Raw genomic sequence first — 23765 nt, 5'->3', positions numbered from 1 at the left:
TTTTTATTGGTTCAGATTATTCAATTTCTTCAATCAAGTTTTCCAAAGGATCCACCACCCGATTTGGTTGTAGTGGCTGGTCTCTTGGCGCCACTCTTTCATCATCCGGTATGCGGATTTCCTGATCAGGCAAATCTTCAAAATCATTGCTTTGTCGTTTAGGTGCTACAACCGGGGCAGGGCGATATAGAGGCGTCGCTAAAGGTGGAGAAGACGGATCATACTGTTCCTGCTCACCTTGCACTACTTTATTACGGTTAATAGGTGCTTTAGCATTACGATCCAGGCGAACCCAAGCTTCTGGTGTACCTTTTAAGGCATTACCCATAAAGTCGGTCCAGATTGGTAAGGCTGCCACGCCACCGTATTCACGGCGACCTAAAGTTTTTGGCTGGTCGAAACCGACCCAGGCAACGGTGACTAGCTTGCCATTAAAACCTGCAAACCAGGCATCTTTGGCATCATTGGTGGTACCGGTTTTACCCCCAATATCACTACGACCAATTCTTAAAGCAGCACGCCCCGTACCATGCTGAATCACATCACGCAGGATATTGGCCATATCATAAGCAGAACTAGATTTTAGAATACGTTCTGCCTGACGGTAATTACTGTCTTCAGCCGAGATTTTTGGTGTCTCTGGTTTCTGTGCTAAGGTTTTGTTATTGATTTCAATGGCTTCATCATCAGGAGTGAGTGCGCCTGTTGGTTGAGGACTTTCTTCCTGGGCATTAATACACGAGATGCAGGCATATTCAGGCTTAGCCTCAAAAATAGTCTTGCCATAGGCATCTTCGATACGCGTAATAAAATGTGGCTGAATCCGATAACCACCATTGGCGAACGTAGCATAACCAGTGGCCATCTGGATTGGTAAAACCTGAGGTGTACCTAGAGCAATGGTATAGTTCCGTGGAATCTGGTTATCCTGCAAGCCAAAATCCATAAATAACTGACGTGTACGCTCAATACCAACAGTTTGTAATAGGCGTACTGAAACCGTGTTACGTGACAGATATAAAGCACGACGTAAAGGAATCATCCCTAAATAACGGCCATCCGAATTACGCGGACTCCATTTACCAATAGTAATCGGTGCATCATTGACCATGGTGTGTGGAGTCATACCACGTTCTAAAGCCAGAGCGTAAACGAAGGGTTTAATAGTTGAACCCGGTTGACGCCAGCCTTGAGTCGCGCGGTTAAATTTGGATTGATAAAAATTATAACCACCGACAATGGCTTCAATCGCACCATTATTCGGGTTTAATGCAATTAATTGGCCCTGTACCTGAGGCGTTTGTACCAGTGCCCAGGAACTTTTATTCTCGTTAGGTCTTAAACGAACAATATCTTTAACTTTAACAATCTGTGAAGCTCTGCTTGGTGCAGCACCTACACTATCTGCACTACGATAAGGACGGGCCCAGGACATGCCTGACCAAGGCACAGTTACGGTTGTACCATCCTGCATCAACGCTTCAAAGCTATTATTATTGACCTTGGTCACTTCAGTAGGGTAAGTGTTGGCATAGACACGGAAATTTTGCAGGGGCTGATCGTGAGCTTCAGCACCTCGCCAGCCATGACGGCGGTCATAAGCTTCTAAACCATCCTGAACTGCCTGTTCAGCATAAGCCTGACGTTCACTGTGGATCGTCGTGTAGACTTTATAACCTGAATCTATGGCTTGTTCACCAAAATTTTCTACTAGTTCGGAGCGAACCATTTCACCGACGTAGGGAAATTTGTTACGCGTACTGCGGTCAGGCATATCCAGGTTAATCGGTTCAGCAATGGCTTCCTGATATTGGCTTTGATTCAGATACCCCAATTGCAGCATGCGACCTAAAATCCAGTTACGGCGTTCTAATGCACGTTTAGGGTTGGCCACCGGATTATAACGAGAAGGTGCTTTAGGTAGGCCAGCAATCATTGCCATTTGCGCAATCGAAAGCTCATCTAAACTTTTGTTGTAATAGATTTTCGCTGCTGCCGCGATGCCATAAGCGTTTTTTCCTAGGAAAATTTTATTGACATATAAAGTCAGAATTTCTTCTTTACTTAAATTCTGTTCTATTTTACGTGCCAGGAAAATTTCAGTCAGCTTACGCTTTAAAGTACGTTCGGGACTTAAATAGTAGTTTTTGGCGACCTGCATGGTAATGGTCGAACCGCCAGTCTGTACATCAGAGCCGGTAATAGTTTCACTGACTGCACGTCCTAAGCCTTTAAAGCTGATCCCGCTGTGTTCGAAGAAACTGGAATCTTCTGCAGCGAGGAAGGCGTGAATAAATTCTTTCGGAATCTGTTCATAATTCACAGGAACAGAAAGCTTGCCACCATACTCTGCAATGAGCTCATTATCTGAGCTAAAAACTTGTAAAGGCTTTAATAAAGGTGCCTTTTTAAGCGTAGACATTTCAGGCAAAGATGGGGCAATATAGAGATACATGCCATAGAAACCCATCGGAATTGAGATCAAAATAATGATAATGATCAAAAAAAATGGATGAACAAGGCCTGAACAAGATAGCTTTTTCATAACAAGTAAGTTTTAATAAGAGCTAATGGCAAACTAATTACCGGTCAGTATATCCTTTAGATATACATATTGTTAGATGAGTTATTGTATCTGTATAAAATTATAGGCCGGCACAGATTGGTGAGTTTGTTTTTATTGGGGATAAAAAAATAATAGGAATTGTATTGTGCGCAGGTTATATCGTAAGCCAAATAAGGGGTTAATAGGAGTCGATATTAGTTCGACTTCTGTTAAAGTTTTAGAGCTCTCTGTAAAGAACGGTCGGTACTGGGTAGAAAGTTATGCTTTAGTCCCATTACCAGAAAGTAGTGTCGTTGAAAAAAATATTTTAAATCCAGAAGCGGTGGGTGATGCGTTGGGGCGTGCGATTAATTTGGCCAATACCCAGTCCAGTCAGTCAGCCTTTGCGATTCCAACTTCTATGGTCATCACCAAGATCATCGAAATGGATGCCGATATGTCGGATGATGAACGTGAAATTCAGATTCGTGAAGATGCCGAACAATATATTCCTTTCCCACTTGATGAAGCCAGTCTGGACTTTGAAGTTCTGCCAGACCGTTTAACCAATCCGAACCGGGTCAATGTCCTGTTAGTAGCGACCCGAATCGAAAATGTTGAAGCGCGTTCTGAAGTACTGCAAATTGCCAACCTCAATCCAAAAATTGCAGATGTCGAAAGTTTTGCATTAGAAAATGCATTCAAGGTGTTTTCGGATACCTTACCGATGGGGGTAAATACTGTCGGGATCCTGGATATTGGTCATAGTATGACGACCTTATCCGTCATGCAAAATAACAAGATCATTTATACCCGTGAGCAGGTTTTTGGTGGCAAACAGCTGACTCAGGAAATCCAGAACCGTTATGGATTGTCTTTTGAGGAAGCAGGGCGTGCTAAAAAAACCCGTGCCTTACCGGATGATTATGACATCGAAGTGCTGGAACCTTTCCTGGATGCAGTCGTGCAGCAGGCAGCGCGTTCATTACAGTTCTTCTTCTCTTCATCTCAGTTTAACGAGATTGACCATATTTTATTGGCAGGGGGGAATGCCAATATTCCAGGTCTGGCAAAACTATTACAGCAAAAACTCGGCTACCGGGTCACGATTGCCAATCCATTCCTGCAAATGGGCTTTTCTCCTCAAATTGATATTAAAAAAATTGAAAATGACGCGTCCTCACTCATGGTTGCATGTGGTTTGGCATTGAGGAGTTTTGATTAATGGCAAAGATTAACTTACTCCCTTGGCGCGATGAGCTAAGAATTAAAAGAAATAATGAATTTGTAGCGATTTGCGCAGGGGCACTTTTTCTAGGATTGGCAGCAGCAGGTTCAACCTGGTTCTATTACGATCAAAAACTTCAGGATCAGGAACAGGCCAACCAGCTGGTGGTCAGTACTAACCAGAATCTGGATGTACAGCTGAAAGCATTGGATGGTTTACAAGACCAGCGTAATGCAATTGTTGAACGTATGAAGCTGATTCAGGGTTTACAGACTCAACGGCCGATTGCAGTTCACCTGATTGATGAAATTGTACGGGTCACACCAGGCAATATGTACATTACAAAATTTCAGCGTACCGGCGATAAATTCACCATTGAAGGTAAGGCAGAAAGTCCGAATACAGTGGCTGAATTGCTACGTAATCTGGAAGCTTCCACCTGGTATCGTAATGCATTTATGAATGCTTTTCTGGTTGCTGAAGAGCCAAAAGATAAAGCGCCATCCTCAGTGATTCCTAGAGTAGAAGAATCTTATGGCAGCTTTACGGTCACGGTTGATCTGGATCAAATCGCTGAGCCAACACTTAAAGAAGGACAAACACCAGCCACAACTACAGCGGAGGCATCATCATGAGTAATGACGGATTCGATGAATTAAGCCAAGACGTAGTGGCTGTTCCTAGAAAAAAAATGACAGTTGAAAAATTCTTTCAACAATTCAATACACTAGATCCAAATAATTATGGTAGCTGGCCATTATCAGTCAAAATTACCTGCTGGATCTTTATTGTTATTCTGGTTTTTATGCTGGGGTATTTCGGGTTTATTCGCGGCAAGATAGAAGCAATTTCACAAGCCAGTGCTCAAGAACAAAACCTGTTAAATGAATTCCGGGAAAAGGAATCCAAGCTGCGTAATTTACAGCAGTATCAGATTCAGTTGCAGGAGATGGAAGCACGTTTTAATCAGCAATTGGAACAATTGCCGAAAGAAACTGAAATTCCAGGTCTGGTGGAAGATATTAACTTGAGTGGAGTGAACTCTGGACTGAAATTTAAGAATATTCGTCTTGAACCTGAAATCAAGCAGGAATTCTTTATTGAACAGCCAATCGCGATTGAAGCCACTGGGGATTATCATGCCTTTGGTTCTTTTGTGAGCAGTATTGCAGGGCTTTCGCGCATCGTTACACTGCATGACTTCATCATTACAGGAACTGAAAATAAAGAAAAGAAATCTGAAATTCCTGTCATTGATTATGTGGTAAAAGCAAAAACCTATCGGTATGTAGGTAATGCAGATGCTTCATCTACTCCGGCTACAACTGATATGCAGGGAGCTCAGTAATGAATATCATTAAAATTACTTCAGCTTTAACGCTCGGATTTTTATTGGTGGGCTGTGAATCAAGAATTGATGCAGTCAATCAGGAAATGGCCAATATTCGCAATCAACCGCCATTACCGATTGAGCCGGCACCAGATTTTATTCCGACAGAAATGTTTAATTATGCAGCTCATCAGCTGAAAAGTCCTTTTCTGCCGAGTTCTTTAGCGGCTGAATTGAAAATTATGGCAGGTAAGCGAGTTTATCCGAACTTGTCACGCCAATTACAGCCTTTAGAGAGTTATCCACTAGAGACCTTAAGCATGAAAGGCAGTATGCGGAATCAGGCGGGGCAGATTCTGGCTCTAATTCAAACGCCTGATGGGGAAATTGAACGGATACAACGTGGCAGCTATATGGGACTTAATCATGGTCGTGTAACGAGAATTACGCCGACACAGATTGACTTGATTGAGATTATTCCAGATGGCCGTGAGGGATATGTGGAACGACCACGAAGTCTGGTTTTGATTGGGCCAGCGCCATAAGTTTTAAGGAATAAAAATGAATAAGAGTATTAAAGAATTTATTTTTGGGGATGCTAATACAATGAATCATGTGTTTCGTCAGTTTTCTATGGGGGCTGTCGCGATTGCTGTGATGCAAGCAGCGAGTGCGCAAGTTTCAATGACCAATGTGGTGCCAATGCAGATTCCTGGACAGGGAACTGAAATCCGGGTGATGTTTAACGGTCTGCCACCTCAGCCTCAAGCTTATCAGCTTGAATCTCCATCACGCCTGATTCTGGATTTTAATGAGGCACAACAAAATCTAAAACAGTCTAGTATTCCAGTCGCAACTGCTGAAGCTAGTTCAGTGGATGTTAGCTCGGATGCACAGCGTTCTCGTTTGACAGTGAATCTTGCTAATGCAGGTGCATTTACAACGCGTGTGGAAGGCAATACCTTTATTTTAAAAATTAATTCTGCCACTCCAGTCGCTATTGCTCAGCCTGTACAACAGCAGGTCGCTCAGGGGATTACTAATATTGGTTTCCAGCGGGGTGCGCAAGGTGAAGGACTGGTGGTAATTGATCTGGCAGGTCAGAACACACCAGTCGATGTACAGCAGCAGGGAACCAAAGTGATTGTGCGGACTCTGGGCTCCAAGATTCCGGCACATTTGACCCGACGTTTGAATGTGAATGATTTTGCCACGCCTGTTTCAACCGTAGATGCAGTCAATCAAAATGGTTCAGGTGTAATTACTATTCAGTCTGCAGAAAGTTATGAATATATGGCTTTCCAGACGGATAATAAGCTGACGATTAGTTTGAAGCGTCCAGAAGTTAAGGGTCCATTACGTCCTAAATCAGTCGCTTATACAGGCAAGAAAATTTCCCTCGATTTCCAAGATATTGAAGTTCGTCGAGTTCTACAATTATTAGCCGATTTTACCGATATCAATATGGTTGCTGCAGATAGCGTACAGGGTAATATTACCTTACGCCTCAAAGAAGTGCCTTGGGATCAGGCTTTAGATATTGTATTAAAAACCAAAAATCTGGATAAACGTCGTAATGGTAATGTGATCTGGATTGCACCAGTGGCAGAACTAATTAAGGCCGAAGAAGAAGAAGCGAAAGCACTAGCACAGAGTGTTAAGCTTGCACCAATTCAAACTGAATATATGCAGCTCAGTTATGCAAAAGCAGCAGATATTGAAAAACTGATTACTCAAAATAAGAGTGCATCAGGATCAGGGAGCTCGAATAGCACAAGTAACGGTGATGATAGAGAAAGTTTACTAAGTTCACGTGGTTCTATCTCTATTGATGCTCGTACCAATACCATTATTGTGAATGATACCCAGCCTTTTATCGATAAAATTCGTAATATGGTCGATCTGCTGGATGTACAAGTGAAACAGGTGATGGTTGAGGCGCGTATCGTTCGTGCAACCACAGACTTTACCAAAGAAATGGGAGTGAAATGGGGAATCCTGTCTCAAGGGATTACCAATAATAATCACCTTCTTGTTGGTGGTAGTGATACGACTCTTTGGGATTTGAGGGAGCCTGAATTTGATAGTGAAAGAGGGGGGTGGACCTATGAAATTCAAAGACCAGATAACCTGAATGTGGATTTAGGTGTCACTAGTCAAGGTGCAAGCCGTATTGCTTTTGGCTTAATTAGCCTATCAGATTTTATGCTGGATCTTGAACTTTCTGCGCTACAGGCAGATGGTTATGGTGAAGTGATTTCTACGCCAAAAGTGCTCACTGCTGACAAACAAAAAGCAACCGTTGCCTCCGGTTCGCAAATTCCATATCAGTCTGCAGAAGGTGGTGGTGCTAATGCAGTGTCGACTACATCATTTATTGATGCAACTTTAAGTTTAGATGTAACACCAAGTATTACTCCAGATGGTAAGGTACAGATGGAGTTGAATATTACCAGTGACTCACCAGGGAATCCGACACCCACTGGACAGTTAACCATTAATAAAAACCAGATCAATACTAATGTACTGGTTGATAATGGTGAAACAGTAGTGTTAGGGGGTATTTTTGAGCAAGAAACTCGAAATGCACAAACTAAAGTTCCTTTCTTGGGCGATCTACCTTATTTAGGCCGTTTGTTCCGTAAAGATGTAAAAGCGGACAACAAACGTGAGTTACTGATTTTTGTTACACCTCGAATTGTTAATGACAGTGTTTCAAGAAATCATTAATATATTTTGAATTTAACAAAATGAATAGGTGACTCCTTGCCAAGCAAAGAGTTTGAAACCCTGCCAAATATCTATTTGGTAGGGCCGATGGGGGCCGGTAAAACAACAGTAGGACGACATTTAGCAGAACTGTTAGGACGAGAATTTCTGGACAGCGATCATGAAATTGAGCGGAAAACAGGAGCTACAATTCCCTGGATCTTCGAAAAAGAAGGTGAAAAGGGTTTTCGTCATCGTGAAACTGTTGTAATTGATGAGTTAACCTCACGTCCACAGCTGGTGCTTGCGACTGGTGGTGGTGCAATTACTCAGGCTCCTAATCGGGATTATTTAAAGCAGCGAGGCATCGTTGTTTATCTTTACACTCCAGTTGAAATTCAGCTTCAGCGAACCTATCGCGACAAAAACCGTCCCTTGTTACAAGTTGAAAATCCTGAACAGAAACTTAGAGATCTGCTTGCAGTGCGGGATCCGTTGTACCGGGAAGTCGCACATTACATTATTGAGACCAATCAGGGAGCTGCACGAGATCTGGCGCAGCGTATTCTGAATCTCATCCTTCCGAAAAAATAAGTTCAGTTGAAAAAGTGGTCATTCCTTCATGAAAACCTTATATGTCGAACTCGGTGAACGTCGTTACCCTATTTTTATTGGCAGTAACTTGAATCCTCAGGAATTGCTTGAGCCCTATATTCATGGCAAGCAGGTGATGATTGTCAGTAATGATACGGTGGCACCACTCTATCTGGATCGCTATAAGGCTGCATTGGAAAATTTGGGTAAAACTGTGGCGACCTGTATTTTGCCGGATGGTGAGAAATACAAAAATATTGAGCATCTAAACCTAATTTTTGATGCATTGCTTGAGGCGGGTTTTAACCGCGATTGTACAGTTCTGGCACTCGGTGGTGGTGTTATTGGAGATATGGCCGGCTTTGCTTCTGCCTGTTTCCAGCGTGGAGTATATTTTATTCAGGTGCCAACGACGTTGCTGTCTCAAGTAGATTCCAGTGTTGGGGGTAAAACCGGCATTAATCATCCACTGGGTAAAAACATGATTGGTGCTTTCCAGCAGCCACAAGTGGTGCTGGCAGATATGTCGCAGCTATCTACGCTGCCAGATCGTGAGCTATCTGCCGGTTTGGCTGAAGTGATTAAATATGCCTTACTCGGAGATGAAGATTTTCTGGTCTGGTTAGAAGCCAATATGGAAGGTCTTATTGCTCGTGATGAGCAATTGCTGGCCGAAGCGGTTTATCGTTCTTGTGCGCATAAAGCTCGTATTGTAGCGAATGATGAAAAAGAGCAGGGTGAGCGTGCTTTACTTAATCTCGGTCATACTTTTGGTCATGCGATCGAGTCTTATCTGGGTTATGGTGAATGGCTGCACGGAGAAGCGGTAGCAACCGGTATGGTGATGGCAGCAGATTTATCCCATCGCATGGGCTGGATTTCATTAGAAGACCTTGAGCGTACAAAAAAAATCATTTCTCGTGCGCAATTACCTATTGTTTGTCCTAAAATCCCACTTGACGATTTCTTGGCTTACATGGCTCACGACAAGAAAGTTTTAAATGGGCAGCTTCGTCTTGTATTATTGCAGCAACTTGGAAAAGCGGTCATTACTCGAGACTTTGATGTCGAGTTGATGCAACAGGCGATTTTAGCTCATCAGGCATAGGTTTAAATTTTTATGACAGCATTACGTACCCCTTGGCAAAAGATTCAGCATTATTTCTGGCTGGTCTGTGGCGTATGCTGTCTATTTGCTGCCTTGGTTTTTTGGGCTATTACCGATACAGATGAAGTGGTAGAAGTAGAGAAGAAGCCGGAAACGGAAGTTGAATTACAGATTCAACCAGAAAAAGTGGCCTCAATGACCCATCTTGGTGCACTTTCTGATGAGGTTAAGCCTCTTGCTCTCAATACTCGGATTGTTGTCAATGTTAGTCATGAGCCTGAATTCCGCGGAACCAAATATATTGGTGAAGTAAAGAAACAGCATGCGATTGAGCTATTTCGTGTAGGTAATGAAGCCATTCTAAAAACCTTCCTGAAAAAGCAGCAGGATCGTAAGCCTTTTGTTTATTTAAGGCTTTCGGGTGAGAACCAGCCTGAACAATATGTATTGTTATATGGTCTGTATAAAACCGCAGCAGAAGCTCAACAGGCTTTATCAGTGCTCAATCTGAATCTGCCTAAATCCGTCCAGCCTAAAGTTGTGGCCATGCAACAATATGCCAGTCTAGTCAACAGTATGGGTTCGGAAGAACTGGCAAGTAATCAAAAACTTTATGAAATTCAGTTGAAAAATGTACCTTTACCGAAAGTCGATGAATCCGTACAGATAAGACCGAAAGCTCAACCTTCAGCACCTGTGGTCACCCCTAAAGAAAGCACCACGAGTACCACGATTGTTCGACGTGATCAGGAAGGTAATGTAGTAGATGTACAGAAATCTCAAAGTCATGTCGAAGGAAGTCCGCGCTCATCAAATGGCAATTCTCGACCTCAAGAAAACGAGATTAGTGATCCATTTAACTAGGCCGGTCTAAAATAGCGCACGGACACTTTATCTTTATTATAAATGTGCGCTTTTGGTGCAAAAAATACGCACCATAAATAATCATAATTTTTCTTTTGTAGGCTAAATCTTTGTCATTTGTGTTGTTTTGATTTTTGCTCCTTAAGTTGGCATGAAATTTGCTTTATTGGTGCATGAATTGAATTAATCTCCCTGTTTTGGCGCGAAAATGATTCGATGAATAGGCGTAATTGTCATCTTTGTTGCTTATTTTTATCTTATCCATCAGCAAAATGAATGTTATTTTTCATGCATTCCGTCTGAAAAAGGATTATGTTGAAAAGATACTCAATGATATTTTGCTCTATAAAGCTGCTTAGCTTGCCGAGTAAATCAGACAGTCACGCACAGCAGAATTTAGATTGTTTAATAGCCTATCGGGCTTAGTGAAAAGAAGGGTACGCTATGCACATGCCATCGCCTAATAATGTAGCTCCCGCTCAAGGTTTATACCAACCGGATGAGTTTAAAGATAACTGTGGTTTCGGTTTGATCGCCCATATGCAGGGTGATGCCAGTCATGATCTGGTCAAGACCGCAATTCATAGTCTAAGTTGTATGACCCACCGTGGCGGTATTGCTGCTGATGGCAAGACCGGTGATGGTTGTGGTCTATTGCTGGCAATGCCTAAAGAATTCTTCCGTGAAGAGGCCAAACGCTTAAGTGACATTACCTTAAGTGAGATTTTTGCTGTGGGTACAGTATTCCTGAATCTGGATCCAGCATTAGCCGCACATGCAAAACAAGTCCTGACGAAAGAAATTGAAGAAGAAGGCTGTCGCGTTATCGCATGGCGTGTTGTACCGACGAATAATGATGCGCTCGGTGAGATTGCAATGCAGTCTTTGCCGGCTTTTGAGCAGGTCATCGTGAACTGCCCAATCGGTGTGACTGAAGTTGAATTCAACCGTAAATTGTTCCTTGCGCGTCGTCGTGCTGAACAGCAGTTAACCAGTGATCCATACTTCTATGTGACGACCCTATGCTCAACTGTAATCAGCTATAAAGGTCTGATGATGCCAGCAGCTATTGCTGACTTCTATACTGACCTGGCTGATGAGCGTCTGGCATCACATATCGTGGTCTTCCACCAACGTTTCTCTACCAATACATTGCCACGCTGGCCATTGGCTCAGCCATTCCGTTACCTGGCACACAATGGTGAGATCAATACCATTACGGCTAACCGTAACTGGGCAATGGCGCGTACGCCTAAATTTGAAAACCCGTTACTGCCAGGTCTGACTGAGCTGAGTCCAATCGTAAACCGTACTGGTTCAGATTCATCTAGTCTGGATAATATGCTGGAAATCCTCGTGGGTGGTGGTATGGATCTGTTCCGTGCGCTACGTATGCTGGTTCCACCTGCTTGGCAGAACGTTGAAACGCTTGATACTGATTTACGTGCATTCTATGAGTTCAACTCTAAACATATGGAAGCATGGGATGGCCCTGCTGGTTTAGTTATCCAAGACGGTCGTCATGCGATCTGTATGCTGGATCGTAACGGCTTGCGTCCGGCACGTTGGGTTATCACTAAAAATGGCTACATCACACTGGCTTCAGAAATCGGTGTATGGGGTTATGAACCTGAAGATGTCATTTCTAAAGGACGTGTAGGTCCTGGCCAAATGCTGGTGATCGATACTTATACCGGTAAAGTACTAGATACTCAGGATGTGAATAATCACCTGAAACGTATGCGTCCGTACCGTGAATGGTTACGTGAAAATGCTGTACGTTTACAAGGTAGCCCTGAGCTGGAAGAATATCTATGTGAGCGAGGCTTGAAAGGTGACAACCTGAAAGCGGCACAGAAAATGTTCATGGTGACTTTCGAGGAACGTGACCAGTTGCTGCGTCCAATCGCTGAAAGCGGTCAGGAAGCTGTCGGTTCTATGGGTGATGATACCCCAATGGCGGTGCTGTCACGTCAGGTACGTCATGTATCAGACTATTTCCGTCAGCAGTTCGCTCAGGTAACGAATCCGCCAATCGATCCATTACGTGAATCGATTGTGATGTCGCTGGAAACCTGTTTAGGGCGTGAACAGAATGTTTTCGAACAGGGTCCAGAACATGCAGACCGTCTGATTATTTCAAGTCCGGTCTTGTCTAATTCAAAAATGCATCAGATCCGTACGCTAGGTCGTACAGGTTATGAGATTGCGGATATTGATCTGAACTATGCTGAAACTGAAGGCTTAGAAGCTGCGATTGCTCGTATTTGCGAAGAATCAGCGCAAGCGATTCGTGACGGCAAAACTTTATTGGTACTTTCAGACAAGAAAATCCGTGAAGGCTACCTGCCAGCCAATGCTGTGATGGTCACTGGTGCAGTACACCATCATCTAATTAATACTGGTTTGCGTACTGATGCCAACCTGATTGTTGAAACCGGTTTTGCACGTGATCCACATCAATTTGCCGTTCTGCTTGGCTTTGGTGCGACAGCAATTTATCCATACTTAGCATATGACGTGATCAATGATCTGGTTGCTAAAGGTGAATTGCTGGGTGATCCAGTCTATGCACAAAACAATTTCCGTAAGGGGATTGAAAAAGGCCTGCTGAAAGTCCTGTCTAAGATGGGTATTTCAACTGTAGCTTCTTACCGTGGCGGTCAGCTGTTTGAAGCAGTCGGCCTATCTAATGAAGTCGTGGACAAATGCTTCGTAGGTGTTCCGAGCCGTATTCAGGGTGCAACTTTTGCTGACCTTGAAAATGACCAGAAGCAACTGGCAGATTTGGCATGGAAAAACCGTAAGCCAATCGATCAGGGTGGTATGCTGAAATTTGTCTTCGGCAAGGAATACCATGCATTTAATCCGGACGTGATTAATTCACTGCATAAAGCAGTACGTTCTGGTAATTATGCTGACTTTAAAGAATATGCAGAGCTGGTAAATAATCGTCCGATTGCAACCATCCGTGACTTATTCAAGCTGAAAACTGACAACTCAATTCCAGTGGAACAGGTTGAATCTGTAGAAGATATCCTGCCTCGCTTTGACTCTGCGGGTATGTCTTTGGGTGCATTGTCTCCTGAAGCACACGAAGCCATTGCGATTGCCATGAACACCATCGGTGGTCGTTCTAACTCTGGTGAGGGCGGTGAAGATCCAGCGCGTTATGGCACCATCCGTAACTCGAAAATCAAACAGATTGCATCCGGACGTTTTGGTGTAACTCCAGCGTACTTAACATCAGCAGAAGTACTGCAAATTAAGGTAGCTCAAGGTGCAAAACCAGGTGAAGGTGGTCAGTTGCCAGGTGGTAAAGTGAATGGCTTGATTGCCCGTTTACGTTATTCAGTTCCGGGTGTTACTCTGATTTCACCACCACCACATCATGATATCTATTCGATCGAAGATTTATCGCAGTTGATCTTTGACTTGAAACAAGTTAATCCACAAGCGATGGTATCGGTGAAACTGGTATCTGAACCGGGTGTGGGTACGATTGCAGCAGGTGTGGCAAAAGCTTATGCCGATTTTATTACCATTTCTGGTTATGATGGTGGTACAGCAGCATCTCCATTGTCTTCGATTCACCATGCGGGTTCTCCATGGGAATTAGGTTTAAGTGAAGCGCATCAAGCACTTCGTGTAAACGACCTGCGTGGCAAAGTACGCGTTCAAACTGATGGTGGTTTAAAAACTGGTCTAGACGTCGTAAAAGCAGCGATCTTGGGTGCAGAAAGCTTCGGCTTCGGTTCGACTCCAATGATTGCCTTAGGTTGTAAATATCTGCGTATCTGTCACTTGAATAACTGTGCGACCGGTGTTGCGACTCAGCAGGATCATCTGCGTCAAGAGCACTACATCGGCGAACCACAAATGCTGATCAACTTCTTCACTTTCATTGCTGAAGAAACTCGTGAATGGTTGGCGGCACTTGGCGTATCTAGCCTGAAAGACCTGATTGGTCGTACCGACTTACTGGAAATCCTGCCAGGTGAAACTGACAAACATGCTCACCTTGACCTGAGCAAACTGCTAGAGTCACATCCAGCAGCAGAAGGTAAAGCACAGTACTGTGAAGTACAGGGTAATGAACCATTCGATAAAGGTATTCTGGCTGAGAAGATGGTAGAAGAAATTCTGCCAGCGATCGAAGCAGGTACAGGTGGTGAATACAGCTTTACCGTAGGTAACTGTGACCGTTCGATTGGTGCACGTCTGTCAGGTGAAATTGCCAAACGTTATGGCAACCTGAGTATGGAAGCACATCCGGTTAAAGTAAATCTGACTGGTACAGCGGGTCAGTCACTCGGTGTCTGGAATGCCGGTGGTCTGCATCTCAAACTGGAAGGTGATGCGAACGACTACGTGGGTAAAGGTATGGCAGGTGGTCGTATCTCGATTTTCCCACCGAAAGGTTCGCCATTCCAGACTCAAAATACTGCGATCATTGGTAATACCTGTCTGTATGGTGCGACTGGTGGTAAATTGTTTGCTGCGGGTACTGCGGGTGAGCGTTTCGCGGTACGTAACTCAGGAGCCTTCGCCGTGATTGAGGGTGCAGGCGATCACTGCTGTGAATATATGACTGGCGGTATTGTGACTGTTCTAGGTAAAGTAGGCCATAACTTCGGTGCAGGTATGACTGGCGGTTTTGCTTATGTGCTTGATCTGGACAATGACTTCGTTGACCATTATAACCACGAGTTGATTGAACTGAACCGTATCTCAACTGAAGCGATGGAAGAACATCAGACCTTCTTGCTTCGCATTTTAGATGAACATATTGCAGAAACAGGTAGTGCTTGGGCGTACAAGATCCGCCATGAGTTTGATTTCTATAGTCGTAAGTTCTGGCTGGTAAAACCAAAAGCAGCTAACTTATTGACCTTGTTGAAAACAACTCAAGCTGATCCACAATAATTCCACTACTGCAGATATAGGCAGACCTAAGGTAATGCGAATAAAGCCTTGGGTCTACCCACGGAGAGAGAGATGGCAGAGCGCCTAAATAATGACTTTCAATTCCTGGATGTCGCACGCCAAGATCCAGAGAAAAAAGAGATTGACGTCCGCAAAGCAGAATTTGTGGAAATTTATAAACCTTTCACAACAGAAGTGGCTGCAAATCAGTCACATCGTTGTCTAGGTTGTGGTAACCCGTACTGTGAATGGAAATGTCCGGTTCATAACTACATCCCAAACTGGTTGAAGTTACTGGCAGAAGGCCGTATTTTCCAAGCAGCAGAATTGTGTCACCAAACCAATACTTTGCCAGAAGTGTGTGGTCGTGTTTGTCCTCAAGACCGTCTGTGTGAAGGTGCTTGTACCCTCAATGATGGTTTTGGTGCAGTCACCATTGGTAATGCTGAAAAATATATCAATGACACCGCTTTCGCTTTAGGCTGGCGTCCAGATATGTCTCATGTGAAATGGACTGACAAGAAGGTTGCTATCATTGGAGCAGGTCCTGCGGGTCTAGGCTGTGCTGATATTCTGGTACGTAATGGTGTTAAACCTGTTGTATTTGATAAACGTCCTGAAATTGGTGGTCTGCTGACTTTCGGTATTCCAGAATTCAAGATGGAAAAAGACGTGATGAAACGCCGCCGTGAAATTTTCACGGGTATGGGTGTTGAATTCCGTCTGAATACTGAAATTGGTACCGATGTTACTATCGACCAGTTACTTGCTGACTATGACGCTGTCTTTATGGGTATGGGAACATACACTTATATGAAAGGTGGCTTTGCTGGTGAAGATCTGGATGGAGTGTATGATGCACTGGATTTCCTGATTGCTAACGTGAACCGTTGCCAGGGGTGGGAAAAAGATCCATCCGAATACATCAGCGTTGAAGGCAAAAAAGTGATTGTCTTGGGTGGTGGTGATACCGCGATGGACTGTAACCGTACTTCAATCCGTCAAGGTGCTGAGTCAGTAGTTTGTGCTTATCGTCGTGATGAAGCGAACATGCCGGGTTCACGTCGTGAAGTAAAAAATGCGCGTGAAGAAGGTGTGGAATTCCAGTTCAACCGTCAGCCTATCGAAATCGTGGGTGAAAATGGCAAAGTGACTGGCGTAAAAGTGGTAACGACTCAACTGGGTGAACCAGACAGCCGTGGCCGCCGTAGCCCGGAACCAATTCCAGGTTCAGAAGAAATTCTGCCTGCAGATGCAGTATTGCTGGCATTTGGTTTCCGTACCAGCCCAGCAGACTGGTTCACTGATGTAGAAATCAACCTGGATGGTTCTGGTCGCGTACTTGCAGCTGAACAGCAGCAATACAAATTCCAGACTTCGAATCCAAAAATCTTTGCTGGTGGCGACATGGTCCGTGGTTCTGACCTAGTCGTGACTGCGATCTGGGAAGGTCGTCAGGCTGCAGAAGGTATTCTGGATTATCTTGATATTTAATCTAATTTAATCATCTATTTAAAAAAACCCGCTACGGCGGGTTTTTTTATTTTTCTTTGTTTTGAATATTTGGTTAGCTTAATCCTATGAGCTTATAAAATATGAATTTGAACTTATAGATATATCCAATATTAATTCGTAGCTCTGAAGCAGAACAGAAGGAATAAAAACGATAAAAGTAAAAAATTATAAAAATTAACAAAAACCAGGAAAAATATGTTTAAAATCAAATTAATTAAATAAATATCAATAAAGAATTGAGGATAAAAGATGATCCCTGTATTAAAAAAATCTTTCATTGCTCTGATGTTAGCCAGTACCCTGACGCTTACAGGTTGTGGCTATAACACCTTACAAGTCAAGGATGAGGCTGTGACTGCGGCATGGTCTGAAGTGCAAAACCAGTACCAGCGTCGTGCTGACTTGGTGCCGAATTTGGTGAATATTGTCAAAGGCTATGCGGCGCATGAAGAGCAGGTATTGACTGAAGTGACTCAGGCACGCGCTAATGTTGCAGGTTTGAAAGTCGATCGTGAAGTGCTGGAAGATCCTGAACTGTTCCAGCGTTATCAGGAAGCTCAGGCACAAATGACTAGTGCTTTATCGCGTTTATTGGCCGTAACCGAGAATTATCCTGATTTGAAAGCTAATGAGCAGTTCCGTGATCTGCAGGTACAACTTGAGGGTACTGAAAACCGTATTGCGGTAGCGCGTAACCGTTATATTACGACTGTACAAGATTTTAACTCTTATGCACGTCAGTTCCCGCAGGTGATGACGGCCAAAGTTATTGGGATGGATACCAAACCAAACTTTAGTGCAGAGCAGAGTGCGCAACAGGCACCTAAGGTTTCATTTGAATAAGCCTGATCTTGGGTAATCTGCTAATAAGGTGGCTGCAATGATGCATATAAGCGCTGTAAAACTTTGTACAGGTATATTTCTCAGCCTCATTATGAGCCTGATGAATCCTGCCTGGAGTGAAACAGCAACAGCAACTGATACAGAAGAAGTGATTGTTGCACGTGAAATTTTGCAGCCTAAAACGAATACTACGGATCAAAATGTAGAATCTGCAGATACAGCACCGCAGCGCCAAATTGCCAATGATATGGCAGAAGGTCAGGTTCAGCGCGACTTGCCCACCATGAATGAGCCGGTGATTGATCAGGCAAATTTATTAACGGCAGCAGAAAAACAACAACTTAGTCAACGAATCATCAATCTTTATCAGGCAGGTAAGGCTCAGATCGGAGTAGTGATTGTCCCTACTACTGGACAGGAAGATATTTTTGACTATTCCATGCGTGTGGCAGATCGTTGGCAACTGGGATCAAAAGAACATGATAATGGTCTGTTAATGACCATTGCGGTAAATGACCATCGTATCCAGATTTTAACGGGTTATGGGCTAGAAGGTGTTCTGCCGGATATTGTGGCTGGACGGATTATTAATAACAAAATTACACCTTTGTTTAAGCAGGGTCAGTATGCACAAGGGATAGATGCTGGGCTGGCAGAAATAGAGCGTATTCTAAATCTGGATCCTGAGATTGCAGCTCAAGCAGCGGCTGAGCTTAAAGAGCGTCAGGAGCAAGCTTATAAAGCGCAGCAAGCATCTCAAGCGACTTTTAGTTCGGTTATTTTTATTATCGTCGCTGGTGTCATTGGTTCCATGATCTTTGGCAGGAAGCTGAGTGCGGCCACTGCTGCAGTAGCGGGTACCGCAGCCGGGTTAGTCAATGGTATGGGATTGGTCGCTAGCCTATTAATTGGTGCTGGAGTTTTCTTTTTGCTCGTGACCTCACTTGCTCAGTTGATCCTGCATGCTTTCATGGCAGGTGGAGGTCGTGGCGGTGGTAGTGGACGTGGTGGTTTTGGAGGCGGCGGCTTCGGTGGAGGCGGCGGTGGTTTTGGTGGGGGAGGAGCATCAGGCTCATGGTAACAACTACAGATACAACAGATATTGTCACGCAGCCTAAGCTGGAAGAACATGCCCAACCAAGTTTAAAGCGCTGGCTTAAGCACTTTTTTTATATGCCTGCAACCAAGCGGTTTTTCTCCAAGCAGGACCAGCATGCGATTGCATTAGCTGTAGAAGAAGCCGAGCATGGGCATGTGGGGGAAATTCAGGTGGTGATTGAAGGATCTCTACCTTCTCGTTCTGCTTATTACCAGGATACGCTTTGTCGAGCTCGACAACTTTTTGCTGAACTCGGGGTCTGGGATACAGAGCATAATAGTGGTGTGCTTGTATATTTAAACCTCTGTGATCATAAAGTAGAAATTGTGATTGATCGGGGAATTAAACAGGCAACTACACAGGACGTATGGGATCAGATTTGCCAGAATATTATTCAGGAATTGAAACGACAGCAGTATAAGAATGGGGTGATTTTGGGTGTAAAGCAGATTGGAGAAATTTTAAATCAATACTATGATCGAAAAATGGATGATTTAAAGAATGAATTAGGAAATAAACCCATCATTCTGGGGTGACTTTAGTCAAATAAATGACAATTTTTGTCAGTTATCTACACAAAATGAAACCCAAAAATAACAAATTGAAAAATATTTTTTTAAACTGCTGTTTTTTCTGTCAAAATTATTATAATAAAAGTTGGCACATTTAGTGCTAAATACAAAATAGGCTAAATTAGCTTTTGCTTAAGCTTATAAATAAACAAAAAAACATTTGTGGAGAATGTTATGAAAACTATGCAAAAGGGTTTTACCCTTATTGAATTAATGATTGTTGTAGCAATTATCGGTATTCTTGCTGCGATTGCACTTCCTGCTTACCAAGACTATACAATTCGTACACGTGTGACAGAAGGTTTAACTGTTGCTGGCGACTTACAGAAACAAATTGCTGGTGCAGCATCTGCAGCTGATTTAGCAGTTGTTGTTTCTACATGGAATGCTCAAGCTGGTGGTGTAGGTGCTACCACTAAATACGTTACAAGTGTATTGGTCCCTACTGCCACAGCGGCTGATGGTTTAATTACAGTTACATACAATGCAACAAATGTCGGTGTTGGTGCTTCGGCAAATACGCTTAACTTGAAACCGTTGATCCAGGGTGGTGCAGGTCCTGTAGCATTATCTGCTGCATATACAGCGGGTACAACAGGTTCTGTAGACTGGGCATGTGCCTCTACAACCTCAGCTACTGCAGATGCTCAACTTACGGGTCATGCTACTCCTAAGGGTACTTTGGATGCAAAATATGCACCTGCTCAATGCCGTTAATCTCTTAATTGCGTAAAAACAGCCTTCGGGCTGTTTTTTTATTACCCATAGAATTAATTAAAGCTGAATTAGGTTATATAAAGTTTTATTAAATGATAATATTTTTAAATATAATTGGGAAAACTATGAAAACCGCAAAATTTAGATTCGTTGCTACCCATTTTGCAATTTCTGTTTTTATTGCATGTTGTGTAGCCTTGGTCGTATTTTTGCTATGGTACCCTGTACCCTTGAATACTGCAGTGGGTGTTACGTATATCTTTCTAATGATGCTCGGTATTGATATGGTACTGGGTCCTTTCTTTACCTGGTTAGTCTATAAAGAAGGTAAGAAAAGCCTGAAGTTTGATTTAACCGTTATTATTTTGATTCAGGTGCTGGCATTAGGATTTGGTTTATATAAAATTGCGGATGGCCGACCGGTTTGGATCATATTTAATGTCGATCGCTTTGAACTTGTTAAAAATAATGAGGTAGTTATTCAGAATATAACAAAAGTTTCTGAACAGTTTCATAATAATAGTTATTTTAAGCCTCAATTTGCAGCGACTCAATTTGCTAGTGATGCAAAAACACGAACATCTGATTTGATGAATGAAGTACTAAATGGAGTATCTATTGCTCAGCGTCCAGAACGTTATATTCCACTTGAAAAAGCAAAAAATCAAATTTTAAAAAGAGGTCAGTCATTGGATCTATTGAATAAATATAATACCAAAATTCAAGTACAACAAATTTTAAGTCAATATCCTGATGCGAAAATATATTTGCCTTTGGCTGCGACTAAGCAAGACATGACAGTACTTCTCAATAGTCAGGGTGACATCATCAAAATCGTCAATCTTCGCCCCTGGAATTAATCCTATCTTTAAAATTTCTTATCAAAAAGCAGATTACCCTTTAATCTGCTTTTTGTTTATCATGTGCCAAACTTCCACCGCCTGATATTTCCATGAAATTCACGCTTGCCCTCATTGCAGCAATTCTTATCTCTCTCGCATGGCTCATGCCTATCCATTATCGTCCATGGGTGACCTATACCGGTGAACTCTATTCATTTTTTGCGCTATTTGCTCTTGCTGCAATTTTCTTAAAAGAAAAAATTAAATTACCTGCTATCGGTTTACCTTTCTTAGCACTGGCTGTTATTCCCTTAATCCAGTTGCTGGCAGGGCAGGTATTTTTCTTTAGCACTGCCATGATGGGAACAATTTATATTTTTAGTTTTTGGATGGCAAGCGTACTGGGCTATAACCTTTCAACAGGAAACTATAATCGGGAAGAAACTTTTACTAATTTGAGTTATGTGTTTCTGGCTTCAGGTACAGTCACAGGTTTAATTGCTTTGTGTCAGTGGACTAACTTAGATGCCACCCTACCAGGTATGGTAAATATCAGTGGTACTCAACGTCCCTATGCCAACTTTGCCCAGCCGAACAATATGGCGACTTTCTTGATTATGTCCTTGATGAGTTGTTTATATCTCTATGAAAAGAAAAAAATCCCGACTAAATGGTTAGTGGCTTGCGCCTTAGCTATCGTTATTGGAATTGCTTTAAGTCAGTCGCGTACTGCTTGGGTTGCTGCGATTGCGATTATCCTTTATTTAGCTTTCTACCAATACAAAGGCGTGATCCGCCTGAAATGGTATTACAGTATTGCTTGGTTTATTTTATTTATTTCTTGTATTGTCACTTTTCCATTACTCGGTCAGTTGGCTGCTCAAGCGATAGATGCAGATGTAGTGCAAAGCCGTGATGTAGTTGCTCGTGCTACAGGGGATATGTCTCGTTTAGCAATCTGGCAGCAAATGCTAGCGGCAATTCAGGCACAGCCATGGTTTGGTTATGGCTGGTATCAGACCAGTGTTGCCTTCGTCTCGATCAGTGATACAGTGCAGGGTCCGGTCTGGATTCGCAGTGCACATAACTTAATTATTGATTTCTTGCTGTGGAATGGGCTAGTTATTGGTCTGCCTTTCTTAGCCTATTTCGGCTATTTGGGTTATCAAATGCAGCGATGGGTTAAGACCCCTGAGTCGGTCATTGGTATTTTAATGATTGGGACTTTTCTTACGCATGCCATGTTTGAGTTTCCGCAGCACTATGCCTATTTCCTTTTACCAGTAGGTTTTATTTTAGGTACTGTTCTAGCCCAAAATCCGAATATCAAAACCGTGACCTTACCCGCTATAGCAATGAAAATCATTTTTGGGTTTGGACTACTGTTATTGATCGTGATCTATCGGGATTATGATGTCGCTGTGCCAAAACTTGGTCAAAGTATTCGTTATGAGCAACAGCCCGAAAAAATCACCAATCAACAGCCAATCTATTTATTAACAGAGTTTAATCATCGTATTGATTGGATTCGTCTTAACCCTTATAGCAAAGCATCCCCTGAACAGATTCAAGCAGGTGAGCAGATGGTATTAAGTTATCCAACTAAATATAATCTGATTAAATACGCCAAACTGTTAGCTTTTAATGGTTATGAAAATGAAGCCAAGCATCAGCTGCAGCGCTTAAAAACCATTCAAAAGACTGAACTGAGTTATGATGAATTAACGCAGGATATGCCACGCTAAATACAAAAAAAGCCAGCAGATGCTGGCTTTTTCTTGGCTTAATTTTAAGTTTAGAGCTGACTTTGAATATAGTTTTCGATACCAATATTCTCGATCAGATCGATTTGTGTCGTGGTCCAGTCCAGATAATTTTCTTCTTTTTCCAGAATTTCCTGTACCAGATCACGGGTCACATAATCCATTTCAGTTTCAGCCAATGCCACAGCTTTCTGAATGGTCTCAATGTTTTCTTTAACTTTACGTACATCACAATGCAGCACTTCTTGAGTATGCTGGCCGATATACAGTTTGCCCAGATGTTGCAGATTCGGCAGACCTTCTAAAAATAAAATCCGTTCAATAATTTTATCGGCATGCTTCATCTGCACAATCGATTCTTTATATTCTGCCGAGCCCAGTTTCTCAATGCCCCAGTCATTAAACATGCGTGAATGCAGGAAATACTGGTTAATTGCAGTTAGGTGGTGATACAACACCTGGTTCAGCTGATTAATTACATCACGATTGCCTTTCATCGTATCACTCCATATAGCCTGTTGACCCATTTATTACTATGGGTTTTTGATTAACTTATCTTAAATCAATCGAGCGAGCAATGGCGAGTAATTTATTGAACTGCAAATGAAAATCGCAATCAAAAAGCTTCAGGTGAAATATAAAGCAATAAAAACCCGCCAGAGTCAGAGGCGGGGGAGGAGTAATGATACGAGACCATTGATTTTATAATTATCGTTATCCGCTTTAGGCAGCAACCGCTAGCCGTGCAGCAATCTGGGAAATTTCATCACTAATGATCATACGGGCTTCTGGAGCGCAACGACCACAACATGTGCCTAGGTCAAGCATTTCACGCACATCACGGTAACTTTCGGCGCCATTTGCAATAGCATCTTTAATGTCTTGATCTGTAATGCCACGGCATAGACAAACGTACATAGGATACAACCACAGTGAATAAATAAGATAAGAGATATTATTGATAATTGTTATCGTTTGTCAATAAAAATCATTTGAAAATGCTTTTTATAATGATTGATGATTTAGATAAAAAAATAACACCTGAGCGGAAATCCGAGTGCTACTCGGATTTCTGCGCAAGAGCGATTTATAATTTAGAATTAAATATTG

19 protein-coding genes are annotated in these 23765 nt (G+C 42.7%); 16 read left to right on the top strand and 3 right to left on the bottom strand.

The window, feature by feature from the left end; translation table 11 throughout:
* Positions 1-16: 16 nt before the first annotated feature.
* Positions 17-2545 carry a penicillin-binding protein PBP1a gene (gene ponA, locus FTU46_RS00880; protein WP_180104159.1) on the bottom strand — a complete coding sequence of 843 codons (2529 nt, stop codon included), beginning with the start codon at positions 2543-2545 and terminating at the stop codon, positions 17-19.
* 166 nt (positions 2546-2711) lie between these two features.
* Between ponA and FTU46_RS00875 the strand changes: the two genes are divergently transcribed.
* The 16 genes from FTU46_RS00875 (at position 2712) to FTU46_RS00800 (ending at position 22637) form a co-directional block, all read left to right on the top strand.
* Positions 2712-3770: a pilus assembly protein PilM gene (locus FTU46_RS00875; RefSeq protein WP_180002742.1), complete on the top strand. Its 1059-nt coding sequence runs from the start codon at positions 2712-2714 to the stop codon at positions 3768-3770.
* Complete coding sequence (locus FTU46_RS00870) at positions 3770-4408, top strand: PilN domain-containing protein (RefSeq protein ID WP_179992180.1); 639 nt, start codon at positions 3770-3772, stop codon at positions 4406-4408. Before FTU46_RS00875 ends, FTU46_RS00870 begins: the two co-directional genes overlap by 1 nt.
* On the top strand, positions 4405-5121 hold the full coding sequence (locus FTU46_RS00865; protein ID WP_180002740.1) for a type 4a pilus biogenesis protein PilO: 717 nt from the start codon (positions 4405-4407) through the stop codon (positions 5119-5121). The genes FTU46_RS00870 and FTU46_RS00865 overlap by 4 nt, the downstream gene beginning before the upstream one ends.
* Positions 5121-5648 (top strand): pilus assembly protein PilP, encoded by a 528-nt coding sequence (locus FTU46_RS00860; RefSeq protein WP_034169727.1) that lies wholly within the window; start codon positions 5121-5123, stop codon positions 5646-5648. Before FTU46_RS00865 ends, FTU46_RS00860 begins: the two co-directional genes overlap by 1 nt.
* Positions 5649-5709: 61 nt before the next feature.
* Positions 5710-7833, top strand: coding sequence for a type IV pilus secretin PilQ family protein (gene pilQ, locus FTU46_RS00855; protein ID WP_180104196.1), 2124 nt, complete (start codon positions 5710-5712; stop codon positions 7831-7833).
* Positions 7834-7869: 36 nt separating this feature from the next.
* A complete protein-coding gene (aroK, locus tag FTU46_RS00850) occupies positions 7870-8406 on the top strand; it encodes a shikimate kinase AroK (protein WP_005233593.1) in 537 nt (178 codons plus the stop codon).
* A 28-nt stretch (positions 8407-8434) separates the two neighbouring features.
* Entirely contained in the window at positions 8435-9514 is a 1080-nt protein-coding gene (gene aroB / locus FTU46_RS00845; protein ID WP_180104158.1) for a 3-dehydroquinate synthase, read from the top strand.
* A gap of 12 nt (positions 9515-9526) precedes the next feature.
* Positions 9527-10378, top strand: a complete 852-nt coding sequence (locus FTU46_RS00840; RefSeq protein WP_179992175.1) for a hypothetical protein — start codon at positions 9527-9529, stop codon at positions 10376-10378.
* Between the two features lie 450 nt (positions 10379-10828).
* The gene (gene gltB, locus FTU46_RS00835; protein WP_180104195.1) at positions 10829-15304 is read left to right on the top strand and encodes a glutamate synthase large subunit; all 4476 of its coding nucleotides are present in this window, start codon (positions 10829-10831) and stop codon (positions 15302-15304) included.
* A gap of 72 nt (positions 15305-15376) precedes the next feature.
* Complete coding sequence (locus FTU46_RS00830; protein WP_180002733.1) at positions 15377-16798, top strand: FAD-dependent oxidoreductase; 1422 nt, start codon at positions 15377-15379, stop codon at positions 16796-16798.
* Between the two features lie 270 nt (positions 16799-17068).
* Positions 17069-17662, top strand: a complete 594-nt coding sequence (locus FTU46_RS00825; protein ID WP_218945690.1) for a LemA family protein — start codon at positions 17069-17071, stop codon at positions 17660-17662.
* A 37-nt stretch (positions 17663-17699) separates the two neighbouring features.
* Entirely contained in the window at positions 17700-18743 is a 1044-nt protein-coding gene (locus tag FTU46_RS00820) for a TPM domain-containing protein (RefSeq protein ID WP_180104157.1), read from the top strand.
* Entirely contained in the window at positions 18737-19297 is a 561-nt protein-coding gene (locus tag FTU46_RS00815; protein WP_180104156.1) for a TPM domain-containing protein, read from the top strand. The genes FTU46_RS00820 and FTU46_RS00815 overlap by 7 nt, the downstream gene beginning before the upstream one ends.
* A 219-nt stretch (positions 19298-19516) precedes the next feature.
* Positions 19517-20050, top strand: a complete 534-nt coding sequence (locus FTU46_RS00810) for a pilin (protein ID WP_373686575.1) — start codon at positions 19517-19519, stop codon at positions 20048-20050.
* Positions 20051-20175: 125 nt separating this feature from the next.
* Positions 20176-20910 (top strand): TfpX/TfpZ family type IV pilin accessory protein, encoded by a 735-nt coding sequence (gene tfpZ, locus FTU46_RS00805; RefSeq protein WP_180104154.1) that lies wholly within the window; start codon positions 20176-20178, stop codon positions 20908-20910.
* A 92-nt stretch (positions 20911-21002) separates the two neighbouring features.
* The gene (locus FTU46_RS00800) at positions 21003-22637 is read left to right on the top strand and encodes a PglL family O-oligosaccharyltransferase (RefSeq protein ID WP_180104153.1); all 1635 of its coding nucleotides are present in this window, start codon (positions 21003-21005) and stop codon (positions 22635-22637) included.
* A gap of 50 nt (positions 22638-22687) precedes the next feature.
* Here FTU46_RS00800 and bfr read toward each other — a convergent pair whose 3' ends face one another.
* Together bfr and FTU46_RS00790 are read right to left on the bottom strand one after the other, a co-directional pair.
* Positions 22688-23152, bottom strand: coding sequence for a bacterioferritin (bfr, locus tag FTU46_RS00795; RefSeq protein WP_180104152.1), 465 nt, complete (start codon positions 23150-23152; stop codon positions 22688-22690).
* Between the two features lie 226 nt (positions 23153-23378).
* Complete coding sequence (locus FTU46_RS00790; RefSeq protein ID WP_004787097.1) at positions 23379-23573, bottom strand: bacterioferritin-associated ferredoxin; 195 nt, start codon at positions 23571-23573, stop codon at positions 23379-23381.
* Positions 23574-23765: the final 192 nt, after the last annotated feature.

The sequence above is a fragment of the Acinetobacter sp. YH12108 genome, from assembly GCF_013419055.1.
In the GTDB taxonomy this organism is placed as follows: domain Bacteria; phylum Pseudomonadota; class Gammaproteobacteria; order Pseudomonadales; family Moraxellaceae; genus Acinetobacter.
The sequence above is the reverse complement of the archived record's forward strand: the minus strand, read 5'-3'. Positions and strand labels throughout refer to the sequence as shown.

Bases quoted from the DNA above. Each gene is read 5' to 3' on its own strand.
- ponA (WP_180104159.1), bottom strand. From the start codon at position 2,545: ATGAAAAAGCTATCTTGTTCAGGCCTTGTTCATCCATTTTTTTTGATC.
- FTU46_RS00870 (WP_179992180.1), top strand. From the start codon at position 3,770: ATGGCAAAGATTAACTTACTCCCTTGGCGCGATGAGCTAAGAATTAAA.
- FTU46_RS00865 (WP_180002740.1), top strand. From the start codon at position 4,405: ATGAGTAATGACGGATTCGATGAATTAAGCCAAGACGTAGTGGCTGTT.
- FTU46_RS00860 (WP_034169727.1), top strand. From the start codon at position 5,121: ATGAATATCATTAAAATTACTTCAGCTTTAACGCTCGGATTTTTATTG.
- pilQ (WP_180104196.1), top strand. From the start codon at position 5,710: ATGAATCATGTGTTTCGTCAGTTTTCTATGGGGGCTGTCGCGATTGCT.
- aroB (WP_180104158.1), top strand. From the start codon at position 8,435: ATGAAAACCTTATATGTCGAACTCGGTGAACGTCGTTACCCTATTTTT.
- FTU46_RS00840 (WP_179992175.1), top strand. From the start codon at position 9,527: ATGACAGCATTACGTACCCCTTGGCAAAAGATTCAGCATTATTTCTGG.
- gltB (WP_180104195.1), top strand. From the start codon at position 10,829: ATGCCATCGCCTAATAATGTAGCTCCCGCTCAAGGTTTATACCAACCG.
- FTU46_RS00830 (WP_180002733.1), top strand. From the start codon at position 15,377: ATGGCAGAGCGCCTAAATAATGACTTTCAATTCCTGGATGTCGCACGC.
- FTU46_RS00825 (WP_218945690.1), top strand. From the start codon at position 17,069: ATGATCCCTGTATTAAAAAAATCTTTCATTGCTCTGATGTTAGCCAGT.
- FTU46_RS00820 (WP_180104157.1), top strand. From the start codon at position 17,700: ATGATGCATATAAGCGCTGTAAAACTTTGTACAGGTATATTTCTCAGC.
- FTU46_RS00815 (WP_180104156.1), top strand. From the start codon at position 18,737: ATGGTAACAACTACAGATACAACAGATATTGTCACGCAGCCTAAGCTG.
- FTU46_RS00810 (WP_373686575.1), top strand. From the start codon at position 19,517: ATGCAAAAGGGTTTTACCCTTATTGAATTAATGATTGTTGTAGCAATT.
- tfpZ (WP_180104154.1), top strand. From the start codon at position 20,176: ATGAAAACCGCAAAATTTAGATTCGTTGCTACCCATTTTGCAATTTCT.
- FTU46_RS00800 (WP_180104153.1), top strand. From the start codon at position 21,003: ATGAAATTCACGCTTGCCCTCATTGCAGCAATTCTTATCTCTCTCGCA.
- bfr (WP_180104152.1), bottom strand. From the start codon at position 23,152: ATGAAAGGCAATCGTGATGTAATTAATCAGCTGAACCAGGTGTTGTAT.
- FTU46_RS00790 (WP_004787097.1), bottom strand. From the start codon at position 23,573: ATGTACGTTTGTCTATGCCGTGGCATTACAGATCAAGACATTAAAGAT.